The sequence below is a fragment of the Mesorhizobium sp. M0676 genome (assembly GCF_040320535.1).
Taxonomy (GTDB): Bacteria; Pseudomonadota; Alphaproteobacteria; order Rhizobiales; family Rhizobiaceae; genus Mesorhizobium.
Window position 1 is genome coordinate 32,270 of the sequence record NZ_JAMYPU010000018.1, and the last position, 17,447, is coordinate 49,716.

Annotated in this window: 16 protein-coding genes and 1 pseudogene; 14 read left to right on the forward strand and 3 right to left on the reverse strand. The window is 62.5% G+C overall.

Annotated features, from left to right (window positions below; all coding sequences use genetic code 11):
• Window positions 1–270: 270 nt before the first annotated feature.
• Together NKI35_RS20065 and NKI35_RS20070 are read right to left on the reverse strand one after the other, a co-directional pair.
• Complete coding sequence (locus tag NKI35_RS20065; RefSeq protein WP_023731706.1) at window positions 271–1,161, reverse strand: adenylate/guanylate cyclase domain-containing protein; 891 nt, start codon at window positions 1,159–1,161, stop codon at window positions 271–273.
• Between the two features lie 416 nt (window positions 1,162–1,577).
• Window positions 1,578–2,606 (reverse strand): LacI family DNA-binding transcriptional regulator, encoded by a 1,029-nt coding sequence (locus NKI35_RS20070; protein ID WP_023697399.1) that lies wholly within the window; start codon window positions 2,604–2,606, stop codon window positions 1,578–1,580.
• Between the two features lie 355 nt (window positions 2,607–2,961).
• Between NKI35_RS20070 and NKI35_RS20075 the strand changes: the two genes are divergently transcribed.
• From NKI35_RS20075 to NKI35_RS20140, 14 genes and pseudogenes are all read left to right on the forward strand, one after another.
• Entirely contained in the window at window positions 2,962–4,575 is a 1,614-nt protein-coding gene (locus NKI35_RS20075) for an extracellular solute-binding protein (protein WP_023682259.1), read from the forward strand.
• An 81-nt stretch (window positions 4,576–4,656) separates the two neighbouring features.
• Complete coding sequence (locus tag NKI35_RS20080; protein WP_023669474.1) at window positions 4,657–5,517, forward strand: carbohydrate ABC transporter permease; 861 nt, start codon at window positions 4,657–4,659, stop codon at window positions 5,515–5,517.
• The gene (locus tag NKI35_RS20085; protein ID WP_023834197.1) at window positions 5,514–6,470 is read left to right on the forward strand and encodes a carbohydrate ABC transporter permease; all 957 of its coding nucleotides are present in this window, start codon (window positions 5,514–5,516) and stop codon (window positions 6,468–6,470) included. Before NKI35_RS20080 ends, NKI35_RS20085 begins: the two co-directional genes overlap by 4 nt.
• Window positions 6,467–7,558, forward strand: coding sequence for an ABC transporter ATP-binding protein (locus NKI35_RS20090; RefSeq protein ID WP_023731703.1), 1,092 nt, complete (start codon window positions 6,467–6,469; stop codon window positions 7,556–7,558). Before NKI35_RS20085 ends, NKI35_RS20090 begins: the two co-directional genes overlap by 4 nt.
• A gap of 1 nt (window position 7,559) precedes the next feature.
• Window positions 7,560–8,621 (forward strand): ABC transporter ATP-binding protein, encoded by a 1,062-nt coding sequence (locus NKI35_RS20095; protein WP_352741306.1) that lies wholly within the window; start codon window positions 7,560–7,562, stop codon window positions 8,619–8,621.
• 35 nt (window positions 8,622–8,656) lie between these two features.
• Window positions 8,657–9,754 carry a Gfo/Idh/MocA family protein gene (locus NKI35_RS20100; RefSeq protein WP_352741307.1) on the forward strand — a complete coding sequence of 366 codons (1,098 nt, stop codon included), beginning with the start codon at window positions 8,657–8,659 and terminating at the stop codon, window positions 9,752–9,754.
• Window positions 9,755–9,778: 24 nt separating this feature from the next.
• Window positions 9,779–10,693, forward strand: coding sequence for a sugar phosphate isomerase/epimerase family protein (locus NKI35_RS20105; RefSeq protein ID WP_352741308.1), 915 nt, complete (start codon window positions 9,779–9,781; stop codon window positions 10,691–10,693).
• Between the two features lie 55 nt (window positions 10,694–10,748).
• Window positions 10,749–11,690, forward strand: coding sequence for a sugar ABC transporter substrate-binding protein (locus NKI35_RS20110; RefSeq protein WP_352741309.1), 942 nt, complete (start codon window positions 10,749–10,751; stop codon window positions 11,688–11,690).
• Between the two features lie 61 nt (window positions 11,691–11,751).
• A complete protein-coding gene (locus NKI35_RS20115) occupies window positions 11,752–12,756 on the forward strand; it encodes an ABC transporter permease (protein ID WP_050586906.1) in 1,005 nt (334 codons plus the stop codon).
• Complete coding sequence (locus NKI35_RS20120) at window positions 12,753–13,535, forward strand: ATP-binding cassette domain-containing protein (protein ID WP_196814833.1); 783 nt, start codon at window positions 12,753–12,755, stop codon at window positions 13,533–13,535. The genes NKI35_RS20115 and NKI35_RS20120 overlap by 4 nt, the downstream gene beginning before the upstream one ends.
• A gap of 10 nt (window positions 13,536–13,545) precedes the next feature.
• A complete protein-coding gene (locus NKI35_RS20125; protein ID WP_352518862.1) occupies window positions 13,546–14,721 on the forward strand; it encodes an aldose 1-epimerase family protein in 1,176 nt (391 codons plus the stop codon).
• A 124-nt stretch (window positions 14,722–14,845) separates the two neighbouring features.
• Window positions 14,846–15,934, forward strand: coding sequence for a fatty acid desaturase family protein (locus NKI35_RS20130; protein WP_502897156.1), 1,089 nt, complete (start codon window positions 14,846–14,848; stop codon window positions 15,932–15,934).
• Window positions 15,935–15,961: 27 nt separating this feature from the next.
• Window positions 15,962–16,272 (forward strand): annotated as a pseudogene (locus NKI35_RS20135) (Rieske 2Fe-2S domain-containing protein).
• 406 nt (window positions 16,273–16,678) lie between these two features.
• Entirely contained in the window at window positions 16,679–16,879 is a 201-nt protein-coding gene (locus NKI35_RS20140; protein ID WP_156929821.1) for a hypothetical protein, read from the forward strand.
• Window positions 16,880–17,133: 254 nt separating this feature from the next.
• On the opposite strand, the gene NKI35_RS20145 is transcribed toward NKI35_RS20140, so the two are convergent.
• Window positions 17,134–17,349 carry a DUF3606 domain-containing protein gene (locus tag NKI35_RS20145; protein ID WP_352518861.1) on the reverse strand — a complete coding sequence of 72 codons (216 nt, stop codon included), beginning with the start codon at window positions 17,347–17,349 and terminating at the stop codon, window positions 17,134–17,136.
• Between the last annotated feature and the right edge of the window lie 98 nt (window positions 17,350–17,447).

The following is a 17,447-nucleotide window of genomic DNA, read 5'->3' on the forward strand; positions in this document are numbered from 1 at the left end:
CGTCATCGATCGAGCGGGCCAGCTTGCTGCCGAAGCCATCCACCACCTGCAGAATGTGGCCTAGGAGCAGGTAGAACTCCGCATCCTGCGAGGGAGATGCACCGGCCGCGGCTCCGTCGAACTCAACGAGGGAACGGAAGTCAGACGTTCCTGGATTGGCCTTGGCACATTTGTGAACGGTCGATCCCAATGGCTGTCAAAGAGTACGGCGCGACATTGAGTGCGCCAGCGAACCAGCTCTAAACCGGTCGAGCTAGTAGCCGGGCCGGGTCAATCCGAGACAATTTCGTAGTGAAGAAGCTGGGCTTCGTCGAGTGCCGACTTCACTCCAGGCGAGATGACGCCGGAGCCGAAGAGGATAATATCTTCACGGCGTACGAATACTTCATGGCCGAGTCCCATGGACACAAATGTGCCCGAAGAGCTTCGTTCGAGAAGCCGAGCTCTGCCATTCAATATGGTGAAGGCGGCGTGGCGCCTCGATACCCAGGGCCGCTCGACGATGATATCGCATTCCGCCGATCTGCCGATTGTCACGGATTCGCCGTTTCGACAGGATCGCAGCTGATCTCTGTAGCGGATGACCAGATGAATCTGCCGCGGCAGGACCGAGCGTCTATCTGTAGTGGCGCCATGGCTGGTGATCTGCGTACCGGGGGCCCCATCGTCGCTCCACAGGGTATAGACATCGAAGAACTCTTGCTTCCCCTTCAAGGCCATTTTGTCGAGGAGCCGCAGGCCCTTGCGGCTTCTCGGGGAAAGGGCTTCGCAGAAGCTCTGGCTGATCAGCACCTCTCCGGGGTTCGCCGTGGTGGACAACCTTGCGGTGACATTGACAACGTCACCGAATATCGCGCCCCGCGCGCGAATGACCGCCCCGAAATGCAATCCGATACGGGCGCTCAACGGCCCTTTAGTCAGTTGATGGGTAATTTGGCAGACGGCCCTCAGCGCCATTTCCGGGCTCTCGAAGAGGCTGAGTATGTCATCGCCTTTCGAGTAAATGAAATCACCACGGTGCTTGGCGACAATCTCGCGCATCGTGTCCAGGCAATCCGAGACCTGCTGTAGAGCGGCATCGTCTCCGATCCGCTCATAGAGCGGCGTGCTGCCCACGACATCAGCTAAGAGGACTGCGGCAAGAAGCGTCTCCTGATCCATCGATCTCGTGTCCGACCCGAAAACTCAGCGTGCGTGTATAACACACGAGGTCGCCTGCAACATATCTGCTCGAACGCCTTGGATCGGTGCGATGCTTCAGGTGATCGTCGCGGACGGACGGGCGTATGCCATTCGTCGGCTTCGTGCCGGCATCCAGAACCCTCTTCGCCCCAATCGTTCGCGACCTCGGTGCTATGAGTGGACTTGGTCTTTTTAGGTTCGGAAAGGCTGACCGAGTTGCAACGGGCGACGGCCTTCTCATGCACCATCAACCACGACCCGATCTCGGCCCTCCGACTTCGCACGGAATAGTGCCAGATCGGCGGCTTTGACGAGATCATTCGGGCTCTCGTTCGTATTTGGGACCGGTGGCGACGCCAACGCTGTGCTTTGCGATAAGATCACGGATCCGTTGATCAGATTTCAGGTATATTCTCTTTGAAGATCACCTGAAGTCGTGGTTGATGCGGTTCATAGTTCAGGTGCCTGACAGAGTGGCTTAAAATGTTGAGCGCTTCCCGCGCCTCGACGCGCGGATTTTGATCTATGACCGCATCGAGCGTCCCATCCAACAAAAGTTCCTTGGTGCCGTCTGTCACCTCGTGGCCGAGAAAGAGAATGTCTTTGGCGCGTCCACGCTCCTTCAGCGCCCGAGCGATGCCGGTGTTGCCGGCGCCGACATTGTAGATCGCGGCAAGATCGGGGTGCCGGTCCAGAAGCGCTGATGCTTCCGAATAAGCCTTCTCTCGGTCATCCAGCATTTCGCGCATCTCGACGATCTCGAGATTGGGCGACTCCTCGGTCAAGATGTGCCGGAATCCCATTTCGCGTTCCTCATGGCCGCGATAGGACAGCGAGCCGGCGAACAGCGCCACCTTGCTTGGGCGTTCCGATCCCATGAAGCGGTTGAGCAGATAGCCGGCCAGCCGCCCCGCGGCGCGGTTGTCGATGCCGATATAGGCCACTCTCGGAACATGCAGGATGTCGGAGGCGATGGTCACCACCTTGACGTCATTGGCCGACAGCGAGCGGATCGCCTCGCGCACCGTTGGATGATCGAGCGCGATCACGCCGACGCCTTGTGTCTGTCCACGCAATTCTTGCAGCAGGCGGGCGAGCCGGTCGGGGTTGAAGCCCTCTATGGTGGCGATGTGGACGTCGAGATCGGGGCGCGCTAGGGCCTGCGCCTCGATGTGTCGATGCAGCATCTTGATGAAGGAATTGGTGCCGGCCGGCAGAGCGAAGTCGAGACGGATGACCTCTCCAGGTGAGGGCCTGGGCGGCGCTCCGTTCGGGCCCTCCGCGATGTAGCCGAGGCGCTGCGCCATTTCGAGCACTATCTCACGCGTGCGCGCCCGCACACCGGGCCTGTTGTTCAGCACGCGGTCGACGGTGGCGGCGGAAACGCCGGCTTCCCGGGCTATGTCAGTCAAGGTGGAACGCACCGTCTTCATCTCCTCAATGCATCAGATCGCACAATGCCGCTAGCCCGTCCGACGGCCACAGCTGCCAGCCATCAGCGATTCTGATGGGAAATGATGTATCGAGCCTTAGCCGATGCGCAAGGAGGTTGGGCTAAATCGCGTCGCCCGGCGTGATAGTCGCGTGCCAGAAAGGCAGATTTCCCATCAAATCGAGGCATTGAGCCGGTGTGTCGACCTTTGCATGACGTATTTTCTCCGCAGTTGCGGTGTTACGATGTATTTTGAGTATTTATGATGTTGACAGCCTTCCGGTGCTGCCGTCAATATCCCTCAATGGGCTCGTGGAGGAAACATCGGGCCTGAGGGAGGAATTCCAATGTCTGATTTGATCCGCATATCGCGACGCGGCTTGTTGGCGTCCGGAGGAAAGGCGGCGGCGTTCGTGGCTGCGGCCGGTATCGCACCGCAATTCATCCGTCCCGGCCGTGCCGTTGCGGCCGACGCGCTGGCGCCAGGCATGGTAGGCGGCCCCACCGGTTTCGAGGGCGCCGAGCGCTATCAATATGGCGCCGACACGCCGGAAGGCCGTGCCGTTGAGGCGGCCAAGGCCTTGAAGGGAGCAGGCAAGGCGCCGGCCAAGATCGTGCTTGGCCTGTCGGATGGCTCGATTGGTCAACTCACACAGCCTTTCCCGGCGGGTGCGCCGTCGATCAAGGAGCTGTGGGAAAAGGAAACCGGCATCCAGATTGAGATCGTCGGCCTGCCGAACGGCCAGGAATTCACCAAGACGATGCAGGACATCTCCACCAAGGGTGGGGCCTATGACATCTACTCGACGGAATGGAACCGCCTCGGCGACCTTGCCGAGACCGGCGGCATCGCCAAGCTCGACGACTTCGTCGCCCAGTACAAGCCCGAATGGGACGATCCCAAGACAGGCTATGTCGACGGCGCCAAGGGCGTGTCGCTGCTCAACAAATATCGCGGGTCCAACTATGGCGTGTCGCTGGACGGCGACTTCCAGACCTGGGTCTACCGCACCGACCTGTTCGGCGACGCCGCCGAGCAGAAGGCGTTCAAGGACAAATTCGGCTACGATCTGGCGCCGCCGAAGACCTGGAAGCAGCACAGTGACATCGCGGGCTTCTTCCAGCGGCCCGACAAGGGCCTGTTCGGCTCCACCGACCTGCGCAACCAGGGTTGGGGCTACACCAACTGGTATCAGCGCTATGTCTCGATGGCATCGCCCAACCAGTTCCTGTTCGGCGACGACGGCAAGCCGCTGATCAATTCCGAGCACGGCATTGCCGCCACCAACGAATATGTCGGCTCGCTCGTTCATCACTCGCCGGACGCGATCTCCTGGGGCTGGCCGGAGCAGTATGGAAATTTCGCCAAGGGCGGCGCGGCGATGACCTGCGCCTTCTCGAACCTGCCGAAATTCCTCGACAATGCCGGCAACAAGGATTCCGCCGTCACCGGCAAGATCGGCTCGATGCTGCCGCCCGGCCGCGAAGTCGACGGCAAGCTGATCAGCCGTTCCGTGCTGTGGTTCTCGCTGACCGGCATGGTCTCGTCTCAGTCGAAAAACCAGGAGGTCGCCTACCTCTTGCTGCAGTGGCTGGGCTCCGCCCGCATCTATGCCTGGATGAGCGCCAATCCGGGCGGCTATCTCGATCCGTTCCGGCTCTCGGATTTCTCCGATCCGCTGGTGCGCCAGACCTACCACGCCTACCACATCGACGTGGTGCGCGAGACCGTCGCCCGCACGGTGCCGACGATCAACTATCCCGGCGCCACCGCCTTCCACAACGCATTGGACGAAAACCTGATGGCGTCGCTGACCAAAGCCAAGACAGCGGAACAGGCGATGGCCGACACGGAAGCGGAGTGGAAGAAGATCGCCCGCCGCATCGGCGAGGACAAATTGCTCGAAGCCATCAGGACGAACAAGGAGGCCTGGCCGACTGTTCTCGACCCGATCAGCTGATCCGTCTCCCTGGATCAGCGCTGGAGGGGAAGAGCATCTGTTCCTCCCCGCCGCAGTCAACGCCACCAGCAAAGCAGCCAGATGAAGCGTTCCGTCCCCTTCGAGATATTCCGCTACGCCGCGATCTTCGCGGCGATGGCGGTGACGCTGGTACCGATCCTGTGGATGGTGTCGATGGCCTTCAAGCCGATCGCCGAATGGTCGGCGACCGGCGCCGACCTGACATGGTGGCCGAAGAACCCGACGCTCGGCAATTTCCAGTTCGTCTTCGGCGAGTCCAACAACAATCTGATCGTGGCGCTCGACCGCACCGCGCTGAAGCCGATCCTGTCGTCGCTGCTGTCTTCGGTGTTCGGCACGGCGATCGCAATGTCGGCGGGCACGGCTGCGGCCTACGGGCTGTCGCGTTTCGGCTCCGGCCAGAACCTGCCGCTGGCGCTGATCCAGCTCAGGCTGTTTCCGCCAATGGCGGTGATGATCCCGGTCATGATCATGTGGGCCTTCCTGAACTTCACCGACAGCTGGTTTGGCCTGGCCCTGATCTACGGCATCGTCACCCTGCCGTTCGCTTTCTGGCTCATGAAGACCTTCTTCGACGACATGCCGCGCGAGATCGAGGAAGCGGCGCTTGTCGAAGGTTGTTCGCGGCTGCGCGTCTTCACGCGCATCACGCTGCCGATGATGCGCGCACCGCTGGCCAGCGCCGCCCTCTTCGTCTTCATCCTCAACTGGTCGGACTATCTGATCGCGCTGCTGCTGACGACGCGTGAATGGGTGACGATCCCCGTCTACATGGCCTCGCTGTCCTCCTCGATGACCGGGCAGCTCTATGGCGCCAAGGCCGCGCTCGGTCTTATCGCCGCGGTGCCGCCGGTCATCATGGGCATCGCCATCCAGCGCCATCTGGTGCGCGGACTGACGTTCGGCGCGCTCAAGCAATGAGCGCGGTGACCGTGACTGTCTCAAAGGACGCAAAGGCCGCGCTTGGCAAGCCCGCGCTGCGGGACGAGGGAGCGCGGCTGGGATTCCGGCTGACGCTGCCGGCGCAGGTTTTGGTGCTCTTCATCTCCGTCTTCCCGCTGCTGATGCAGCTCTACATCAGCGTCACCGACTGGTCGCCGCTCTCCGGCCTCGGCTGGTGGAACGCATGGGAGATGTGGAACAGCTTCGCCAACTACACCGACCTTGCCGCCGATGCGCGCTTCTGGAGCGCGCTGAGGCGCACGGCCATCGTCATGGTCGTGTGCGTGCCCGTCGAATTCCTGCTTGGCCTGGCATTGGCGACGCTGTTCGCGGACGATTTTCCGGGCAAGCGGATCTTCTATTCGATCCTGCTGATGCCGATGATGGTGGTTCCAGCGGTGGCCGGCTACATGTTCTTCATGCTGTTCCAGTCGGGCGGGCCGCTGAACGACATCCTGTCGGCACTCAGCGGTTCCCGCGTCACCATCGCCTGGCTGTCTGACCCCACACTGGCGCTGATCGCGGTGATCATCGCCGATATCTGGCAATGGACGCCGCTGATGTTCCTGATCCTGCTTGCCGGCCTGGTCGGCGTGCCGCAGGACCAGATCAAGGCGGCGACCCTGCTCGGCGCCAATCCGTGGCAGCGCTTCGTCACCATCGTGCTGCCGAAGATGAAGACGATCATCATCATCGCGCTGGCGATCCGTGTCATCGAGAACTTCAAGATCTTCGACACGCTCTACATCATGACCGGCGGCGGCCCCGGCGTCGCCACGGAGACGATCTCCGTCTACATCTACAAGGTCACGACGCAGGACCTGATCTGGGGCTATGTGGCGGCGATCGCGCTGGCCATCCTGGTCGTGCTTTCGATCGTTGCCGTATTCGCCATGAAGCGCATGGCGCGCGCAAGGCTGGTGCCGGCATGAGTGCGATCCAGCTGCGCAACCTGGTCAAGACCTTTGGCGAGTTCACGGCGCTGAAGACCATGGACCTCGACATCGCCGATGGCGAGTTCATGGCGCTGCTCGGGCCTTCGGGCTGCGGCAAGTCGACAACGATGAACATGATAGCCGGCATGGAGGAGCCGACCAGCGGCAAGATCCTGTTCGGCGAGCGCGACATGGCCGGCGTGCCCATGGGCCGCCGCGGCGTCGGCTTCGTTTTCCAGAACTATGCCATCTTCACCCATATGACGGTGCGCCAGAACCTTGCCTATGGGCCGCGGATGCGTGGTGCGGCGAAAGCTGAGATCGACCGCCGCGTCGGCGCCACCGCCGAGCTGCTGCAGTTGACGCCGCTGCTCGACCGCAAGGCCGACCGGCTCTCGGTCAACATCCTGCAGCGGGTGGCAATCGGACGCTCGGCGATCATGGAGCCGGCCATCTTCCTGCTCGACGAGCCGCTGTCCAATGTCGACGCCGCCTTCCGGGCGGTAATGCGGACCGAGCTCAAGCAGCTGCAGCGCCAGTTCAGGCAGACGATGGTCTACGTCACCCATGACCAGCTCGAGGCCATGACCATGGCCGACCGCATTGCCGTCATGGATCACGGCGTGCTGCAGCAGGTGGGAACGCCGCTGGAAGTCTACAACAATCCAGCCAATGTCTTCGTCGCCCGCTTCATCGGCGCTCCGGGCATGAACCTGCTGAAGGGAAGGCCGGCGGAGAGCGACCGGGGCCTGGTGGTCGATCTCGGGCCACTGGGGGTCACGCCGACGCTGCCGGATGCGCTGGCCGCCACCTTGCGCGGATCGCGCTCCGAGGTGCTTTACGGCTTCCGGCCCGAACAGGTGTCGCTGGTGCAGAGCGGGCAGGGCCTCGCCATGCCGGTGAGCTTCGTCGAGCGGATTGGCGCGAGGACCATCGTCCATCTCGGCGATGGCGAGACCGCCGTGAAGGCGGTGTTCGACAATGCTGTCGGACTGTCGATCGGCGAGCTTGCCGTCGTCGCCCCCGTGGCATCGTCCGTGCGTGTCTTCGATGCCCGCAGCGGCATTGCGATGAAGGCAGGTTGACATGGCCGATATCGTCTTTCGCAATGTCAGCAAGCGTTACGGCACGACGCTCGCCGTCGACGACGCCTCGTTCACCGTCAATGACAACGAATTCTTCTGCTTCTTCGGGCCGCCGCTGTCGGGCAAATCGACAATCCTGCGCCTGGTGCTCGGGCTGGAGACGCCTGACGCCGGAGAGATCCTGATCGGCGGCAAACCGGTCAACACCGTCTCGCCGGCCGAGCGCAATGTCGCCATGGTGTTCCAGAACCTGGCGCTGTTCCCCCATATGAGCGCGCGCGAAAATGTGCGTTTCCCGCTGGTCGAGCGCAAGGTCGCCGAGGCCCAGATCGAAACGCGTGTCGCCGATGTGGCCGCCAAGCTCCACATCGGCCATATTCTGCACAAGCCGCCGGCGCAGCTTTCCGGTGGCGAGCGGCAACGCGTGGCGATAGCCCGCGCCCTGGTGCGCGACCCGAACGCCTATCTGATGGACGACCCGATCTCTGCGCTCGATGCGCGGCTGCGCGAGGAAACGCGCGTCGAGCTCAAGCGCATCCAGCGCGAACTCGGCAAGACGCTGATCTACGTCACCCATGACCAGGAAGAGGCGATGTCGATCGCCGACCGCATCGCGATTCTGGAGAATGGCAGGATCCGACAGATCGGCGCCCCGTCCGAGATCTACGACCGCCCGGCGAACACCTATGTGGCGCGACTGCTTGGTTCGCCGATGATGAACATCCTCAAATCCGTTCGCGGCGAAGATGGCCTCGAGGCCGCCGAAGGCACGGTCAGCATCGACGATCGCGCTGCTCCGGCCGACGCGATCGAAATCGGGCTCAGGCCGGAGGACATCAAGGTCCGGCCCTGGGTCGAAGGGGGCGCTGGCCGCCCGGCGCGCGTATTCGAGGTCGAGCCCCTTGGCGGCTACACGGTGGTAACGCTCGCCGCCGGAGAGGCGCGGCTGAAGGCGCTGCTGCGCGGCCAGCCCGACATCAGGCCGGATGCGGTGGTAGCGATATCCTGCGAGCCGGCCCGGGTGCATTATTTCGGGCAGGACGGAGGCGCGTTGGCGAGATGATCGCGGCTGCGAAAACAGAATTTCGGGAGGAAGACATGGCGAGCGAAGGCTTCGAGCCGGACGTGAAGGTCCGCACGAAAGAATACCGTATCGGCTGCATCGGCGCTGGCATGATCATGGCCGAGTGCCATCTGGCAGCCTATCGCGAAGCGAAGTTCAACGTGGTGGCGATCGCCTCGCGCACCCGTTCCAATGCGCAGAAGGTCGCCGCGCGTTGGGACATCCCGACCGTCCACGACACGCCGGAACAGCTGATCGAGGATTCTGAGGTCGAGATCGTCGACCTTGCCTTTCCACCCGATCTGCAGCCGGCGCTGATCCGCCATGCGCTGAAGCAGCCTCACATCAAGGCGATCCTGGCGCAGAAGCCGCTGGCGCTGTCGGTCGATGAAGCCGTGAAGCTGCGCGACGAGGCAGCCAAGTCAGGCAAGATCCTCTCGGTCAACCAGAACATGCGCTACGACCAGTCGATGCGCGTTCTGAAGCAGATCATCGACAGCGGCGCGCTGGGCGACATCGTCTTCGCGCAGATCGACATGCATGCCATCCCGCACTGGCAGACTTTCCTTCAGGACTACGACCGGCTGACGCTCGCCAATATGAGCGTGCATCATCTCGACGTGCTGCGCTTTCTGTTCGGCGATCCCTCGGAAATCACCACGCTGACACGCAAGGACCCGCGCACGACATTCGAGCATAGCGACGGCATCACCGTCTCGACGCTGCGCTTTCCCTCCGGCGTGCTCGCCGTGTCGCTGGAGGATGTCTGGTCCGGACCGCGCCAGGAGGGCTATCTGGACGACCAGCACATCAACTGGCGCGTCGACGGCACCAAGGGTGTCGCCAAAGGCACGATCGGCTGGCCGAAAGGCGCTGCCTCGACGCTGACCTATGCCTCGACCGAGACGACCGGCGGCGAATGGGTCAGCCCGAGCTGGGACACGATGTGGTTCCCGCATGCCTTCATCGGCGTGATGGAGCAATTGCAGCATGCGGTGAAGACAGGTGCGCCGCCGGCGCTCTCCGTCGCCGACAACGTCAAGACAATGGCACTGGTCGAGGCCGGCTATCGCTCGATCCACGAGGGCCGCACCGTCAAGCTTTCCGAAATCTCGATAAAATCAGCCAACTGAATCGCTTAGGGAGGAATTCACATCATGATGCAGGCAGGTATTTTCACGGGCTATTTCCCGTACGGCCTCGAAGAGACGGCGAAGAAGATCCGCGGGCTCGGTTTCAACACGGTGCAGCTCGACCTGCATTTTAGGGATGTCGATCTGTCGGCCGGGCAGATCACCCAGGACAAGGCCAAGCAGGTGCGCGACGTCTTCCGCGACAACAACCTGCCGATCTGCTGCGTGTCGGGCTACACCAACATCATTCATCCCGACAAAGCCGAGCGCGATAAGCGCGTCGGGTATCTCAAGGAAATCATCCGCAATGCGCGCAGCTTCGGCTCGCCCTACGTGATCTCGGAGACCGGCACATACAACACCGAATCCGACTGGGTGCATCACCCGAAGAACAAGACCGAGGAAGGCTTCGAGGAATGCCGCAAGGTGATCGCCGAGCTTGCCCAGACCGCCTACGACCACGGCGCGGTCTTCCTCCTCGAGACTTACGTTAACAACGTCGTGGGCTCGGTCGAGGAGACGGTGAAGATGTTCGCCCAGGTCGACCATCCCGGCCTCGGCCTGTTGATGGATCCGACCAACTATTTCGAGACCCACAATATCGACAAAATGGACCAGATCCTCAACCAGGTGTTCGACACGCTGACCGACAAGATCAAGATCGCGCATGCCAAGGACGTCAAGCGTTCGGGCAGCGACAAGTCGGAAAAGCATGCCGACATCGGCGACGAGGATGCGATGGAGAGCCACACGTTCCGCGGCGTCGGCGAGATCGAGCTGCCGGCGCCCGGGCTGGGATCGCTGAATTACGATCTCTATCTGCAGCGGCTGGCGGAAAAGCACCCAAACATCCCGGTCATCATCGAGCATCTCTCTGAAGACGACGTGCCGCGCGCGAAAACATTTCTCGACGGGAAGTTCCGCGCCAACGGCCTTTGAGTGCCGGTTGCGCCGCCGGCGCATGGCGGCGCAACTCCAACCAAGGGAGGAATGAATGTTGAAATTCGCATTGAAAGTGGCTGCCGCGGCAACGCTGGTAGCCGGGGTCTCCTTGAGCCTGCAGGCATTCGCGCAGGACGGCCAGAAGACCTTCTATCTGCTGTCGCATGGTGGCCCTTCGGACGCGTTCTGGATCGACTGGAATGCCGGCGCGACCAAGGCCTGTGACCAGCTCAAGGTGACCTGCAAGATCTCGTTCAGCGGCGGCGACATGGCGGCGCAGAAGGAGGCTTTCAACTCGGCGCTCGCCGCCAAGCCGGACGGCATCGCTACCACCTCGGCTCAGCCCGGCCTGTGGACGGAGGAGGTGAAGGCCGCCAAGGCCGCCGGCATACCGATCGTGTTCTTCAACACCGATGATCCGGCGACCGGGCGGCAGGCCTATGTCGGGGCCGACCTCAGGGAAGCGGGCGTCATCTGGGCCAAGTATCTCGTCGACCACAAGATGGTGAAGCAGGGCGACAAGGTGTTCCTGCCGGTCGAAGTGCCGGGCGCCAGCTACCAGCAGCTCGAGACCGAGGGCATCGCCAGCGTCTTCGATCCGCTCGGCATCAAGTACGACGTGGTCGATTGCGGCACCGACCCGGCCGGCATCATCGCCAAGATGACCGACTACATGGTCGCCAACAATCCGCCGGCAATCATTGCACTCGGCGATTCCGTGGCAGCAAGCATCAAACGCGTCTTCGACGGGGCCGGTGTGTCGGCCGGCAAGGTCCCGGTCGTCGGCTGGGGCAACTCAAAGGAGACGGCCGAGGCGGTCAAGTCCGGCTTAGTCAATGCTGCGGCCTGGCAGTACCCGTCGGCGCAGGGCTTCATGCCGGTGGCGCTGCTCGGGCTTGCGGCCTCTGGCGAGCCGATCGGCTACGACATTCACACATTCAGCCTCTACGACGCCTCGAGCGTCGAGCCGATCCTGAAACTCTACAACAAGTGACGACAATCAGCGCCCGCCCCGAAATGGCGGGCGCCGGACGAAACGCATGGTCCTGACAGATATGGCAATCACAGCAGACGACGACACGCAGCGAGCGAAGGGCAGGTCTGCGCTGCTGCGTTCGCCGCAATTCTCCTCGCTCATCATCCTCATCGTGCTGCTCGTGGTATTCGCCATCGCCGACGGCAACTTCCTGTCGCCGCTCAACATATCCAACATGATGGCGTTCCTGCCCGAGCTCGGCATCATCGCTCTCGGCATGACGCTGCTGCTGACGGCGGGCGAGTTCGATCTGTCGGTCGGCGCCGTGTTCGGCCTTGCGCCCGTCGTGGTGATGCTGCTGGTGCAGAATGGCGGTATCGACATCGGCGTCGCCCTCCTGGCCGGGCTTGTGCTGTGCATCGCGATCGGCGCCATCAACGGGCTGATCGTCACCAAGATCGGCATTTCCTCCTTCCTGGTCACGCTGTCGATGCTGCTCGTCGTGCGCGGCGCGGCGCTCTACATCACGCAGGGATTCCCCCTGAAGTCGTGGGACCAGCCCGGCTTCTTCGTCACGCTGCTTGCCGGCAGCTTCAATGTAGGCTCGTTCCGGTTCTACACCTCGCTCTGGTGGTTCATCGGCCTGTCGCTGCTGGCGATTTACATCCTGCGCTACGCCAAGCTCGGCAACTGGATCAGCGCCATCGGCAGCAACCGCAACGCAGCGGTGGCGCGCGGCGTGCCGGCCGACGCGGTCAAGATCTGGCTGTTCATCCTGACCTCGGTGGTGGCCGGGCTGGCCGGCATGATCAGCGCGTTCCGGATTTCGGCCGCCTCGCCGGTGGCCGGCACCGGCTACGAACTCGAAGTGATCGCCATGGTGGTGGTCGGCGGCACGGCGCTCACCGGCGGGCGCGGCACCATCCTCGGCACCATCGTCGGCGCCCTGATGCTGCGCGCCATCCGCAACGGCATCGTGCTGATCGGTGTGCCGGGCTTGGCATACAACATCTTCGTCGGCGTCATCATCCTCGCCATGCTCATCCTGCACGCTTTGCTGCAGAAGAACGCCGCAAGGAGCTGAGGATGGAAGTGCTGCGTCTGCAAGACCTGCAAAAGTCCTTCGGCAACGTGCGTGCGCTGAAGAACGCCTCGTTCACCCTCAACGAAGGCGAGGTGGTTGCCCTGCTTGGCGACAATGGCGCCGGCAAGTCGACGCTGATCAAAGCGATCTCCGGCGTCTTCCCGGCCGACCACGGCGACATCTTCGTGCGCGGCGAGAAGGCGTCGATCCGCTCGACGCGCGACGCGATGGACCTCGGCATCGAGACTATCCATCAGGACACATCGCTCGCGCCGGACCTCAGCATCGCGCGCAATCTTTTCTTGGGTCGGGAGCCGGTCAATTTCGGCTGGCTCGGCGTGTTCGCGCCCCTCGACCTCGCCAAGCTTCGCAACGCCGCCTCGGCGCTGCTGAAGCGGGTCGGCATTTCGAAAAAGCTCGATGCCGATGCACTGGTTAGCACGCTCTCGGGCGGTGAGCGGCAATCGATCGCGATCTCGCGCGCCATGCAGTTCGCCGCCAAGGTGATCATACTCGACGAGCCGACCAACAATCTTGGAGTCGAGGAAACCCACGGCGTGCTGCGCTTCGTCAAGGAGGTGCGCGACGCCGGCCACTCGGTGCTGCTCATCACCCACAACATCCACCACGTGTTCCAGGTCGCCGACCGCATCATCGTCATGCGCCGCGGCGAAATCGTCGCGGAACAGACGGTCGCCGACACCGACCTGTTGACGGTGGAAAGCATCATCACCGGCGCCGACATGTCGGCCTTGCTCAAGGAGGCGAGGGCAAAGTGAAGGACGTCGCATGGTAGAGCTTTACGGCAAGACGCTGTCGCGAAGGCAGGTGGCCGAGCGGTCCGGCATGCTGTCGCAGTTTGCCGGCGTGCGGCTGATGACGCTCGGCGACGGCGTGGAGCGCGGCATCCGGATGCTCGAGTTCCGCACCGGCTCCGGCCTGCGCTTCACGGCGCTGGTCGACCGGGCGCTCGATATCGCCGATTGCGACTTCCGGGGCCAGGCGATCGGCTGGCATTCGCCGAGTGGCTTTCGCCACCCCGGACTGCACGAGCATGAAGGGGAGGACGGTTTCGCCTTTGGCCGGTCGTTCTCGGGGCTGCTCGTCACCTGCGGCCTCGATCATATACTGGGCCGGCAAGACGTGCCGGCCCAAAGCTACAATTATCCCGGGCGCAAGCGGGTGTTGCACTCGCTGCATGGCCGCATCGGCACCGTGCCGGCGCGGCTGACCGGCTACGGCGAGGCCTGGGACGGCGACCGTTGCGTGCTGTGGGCGGAAGGCATCGTCCAGCAGGCAACCGTGTTCGGCGAGGATCTCCATTTGCTGCGCCGCATCGAGGCCGATGTCGGCGGAAGCGAGATCCGGCTGTCGGACCGCGTCGTCAATCATGGTTTCAGCCGCACGCCGCACATGTATTTCTATCACGTCAATGTCAGCCATCCCTTGCTCGACGAGGGTTCGCGCTACCTGGCGCCAATCCGGGATGTCGTCTGGGCGGCGCACGCCGGCGATCGTTACGAGGCGCAGAAGGTCGGCTACCGAACCGTGCCGGCGCCGCAGCTGGGATTCAGCGAGCAGGTCTGGGAGCACGAGCTTGGCGCCGATGCGGCGGGCGAGGTGCCGGTGGCCGTCGTCAATGACCACCTGGGCCTCGGCTTCGAGGTCGTTACCCGCAAGGATCAGCTGCCCTGCACGTATCAGTGGCAGAACTTCCAGGCCGGCCTATATGCGTTGGGAATCGAACCCTCGACGCATCATGTTCTGGGCAATCTCGCCGCGCGGGAACGGGGCGAGATGATCTGGCTGGACCATGGCGAAAGCCGCTCCTATGACGCCGTGTTCCGGGTGCTCGACGGTGCCGGCCAGATCGCCCAAGCGGAAGCGAGGATAGCTTCGATCGCCCGGCAGCCGCAACAGGATTACCCTGTGCCGTCGGGCGCTTTTGCGAGACTGCAGGTGTGACCGGCTTGAAACACACCATCGTATGCCGCGGCGGGCGGGAAGTGCGCCGGAATACGGAAGCAGGCGCGGCCCGGCCGGCCCCAGGCGGCCCTCGCGGAGCGCAGGCAGGAAAGCGGAGATGATGATGACGGCAAGCAGGAAGCGTGACTACAGCCTGGTCGGTGAAAGCACCAAGCGCGCCATCGAGACCGGATTGGCTTCGGCCGAATGGTATCACACCGATGTCCCGCGCAAGGCGATCAAGGAGTTGATGCAACGCTCCGACGGGCCGGCGATCCGCGACACGATCATCTGGGTCGCGGCGATCCTGGTGTCGGCCGCCGGCATCGTATGGTTCTGGGGCACGTGGTGGGTGGTGCCGTTCCTGTTAGTCTATGGCGTGCTTTACGGCTCGTCGAGCGACTCGCGCTGGCACGAATGCGGCCACGGCACCGCGTTCCGGACGCGCTGGATGAACGATGTCGTCTACCAGATCTCAAGCTTCATGCTGATGCGCAACCCCGTGCAATGGCGCTGGAGCCATGCCCGCCATCACACCGATACCATCATCGTCGGCCGCGATGCCGAAATCGCGGTAATGCGGCCGCCAAATCTGATCAAGGCGGCGCTGGCCTTCACCGGTATTCTCGATTTCCGCTATTCGCTGCCGACGCTGGTGCGCCAGGCGTTCGGCAAGCTGTCCGATGAAGAGAAGAGCTATATCCCCGAGATGGAGCAGCACAAGGCGGTGATCGCTGCGCGCTGGCATGTCGCCATCTATGCGGCGACAGTCGGGCTGGCGTTGTTCACGTGGTCACTGCTGCCGCTGGTGCTGATCGGCCTGCCGCGCCTCTATGGCAGCTGGCACATGGTGCTGACAGGGTTGCTGCAGCATATCGGCCTGGCCGACAATGTCGTCGACCACCGGCTGAACACGCGCACCGTCTACATGAACCCGGTCAGCCGCTTCATCTACTGGAACATGAATTACCATGTCGAACACCATATGTTCCCGATGGTGCCCTATCATGCGCTGCCAAGACTGCACGAGCTGATCAAGCACGACCTGCCGGTGCCGAACCCGTCCATGTGGCATGCCTATCGCGAGGTCTGGCCGGTGCTGCTTCGACAGCTGAAATATGAGGATTTTTATCTCGAGCGGAAATTGCCGCCGACAGCCAGACCCTATCGCAGCGAATTTCACCAGGTGGATATGTCGGCGGCCGCTGAATAGCGATAGCGAATTTTGCCGGAGCCGGAGATGGCTGACTGGATGAAGCGTGCGCGGTGGACGACATCTCGAAAGAGGATGTCATCTGCTTCGATCCTCGCGGCCGCAGCTTCGCGGTTTGCCGCTCGCCCAATGACGAGTTCTTCGCCACCGACGGATATTGTACGCATGAGAAGGCGCATCCGGCCGAAGGGCTGGTGATCGACGACGTCATCGAATGCCTTGAAGCATATTGGCCGCTTCAATTGCGGCCGGCCAAGGCCAAGGCGCGCCGGGTCTGCGTCAATCTCGCGATCTATCCGGTGAGAATCGAGGCCGGCAAGGTGATGCTCCAGATCTGACGCATGGTAACCGGTCCAGCACCGCGTTTAGCAAAGCAGAGTGACGTTTTCATAGCCGAAAGAGACGGACCGTGGCCGATCTGCGCCATGAAGGCTAAGCCAGCTGACCATGCTGCGCGTGCTGGTCATTGACGTGGCCGAGGGGCGCCGAGCGGGCAGGGGTCGATCGTCTCGGTACCGCTGGAGCTGTGCTGAACCCTATATCGCGATGCGGCCCCCAGCCTGTTCACCGTGCGGGCTAGAATTTCTTCGAGATCGGCACCGCCGGCGGTTTTCTTAGTTGGGCTTTCCGCCTCTGATCGACGAGGTCCTGATTCACTGCTGCTTCTGCTGATCAGCTTTGAGGTGCTGATTGTGCGGTTTGATCTGGCAGCGTTGATACTGGGCGCCACCGCGATCGAAGCGGATGGACAGCGCCTACCGCAGCGGCAAAACGACCGCTGAGCAAGATCAGTGTGAGGGAAGGAGATGGAATTTATTGGTGCGCAGCAAGCGCGGCAAAGCTGCGCAGCTGATCGTGGCTGGAAAGCGTCGCTACAAAGGCGGTGCGTTTGTCAGTTTGGAAGCCGACACGCGTCCGGCAGGCGACGGCGATCTCGCTGGCTGACTGCGGCGCGGGATTATTGTTGAACGACGGCAGGAAGTAGGCTCGGTCCGCCGTGCGTCCAGGACTCGCGTTCGAGTGGATTATGGTTCGGGGTGACGATAGCCGATCTGCGCAGCCCCGAACCTCCAGCGCTTTCCGCATGTTGGGCAGGGGTAGAATTGTCACTTTCACGCTCGATCTGCTCCGCGTGTGCGTCAGGATGATGCTACACTCAAACTCTCGAAGGTTCATGATCCTCTTCGGTAGCGACGGATTCATGCCGTAAGCGAGCCGCCCCGGGAAACTGATTTCAATTCCTTCGCAGCCGCGGTCAACGAGGCGCGGTCATTCCCGGCGGCTTTGATGAGCTCCATCACCTGCTCAGGCGTGATGCCGTTCTGCTGGGCAAAATGCTCGACTTCGTTGCGTTCGTTGGACGAGACCCGGTTCTTGTGGCGAAAATCACGCTCGGTTTTATTGTCCGTCATCATCTTCTCCTTTCAACCTCAATTCGCCGGCCCCAACCGCCCGCTGGAGCAAAAGTTCCGAAACCGCCGTACGCGAAGGCCCATCGAGCCTCGCTAGGGCT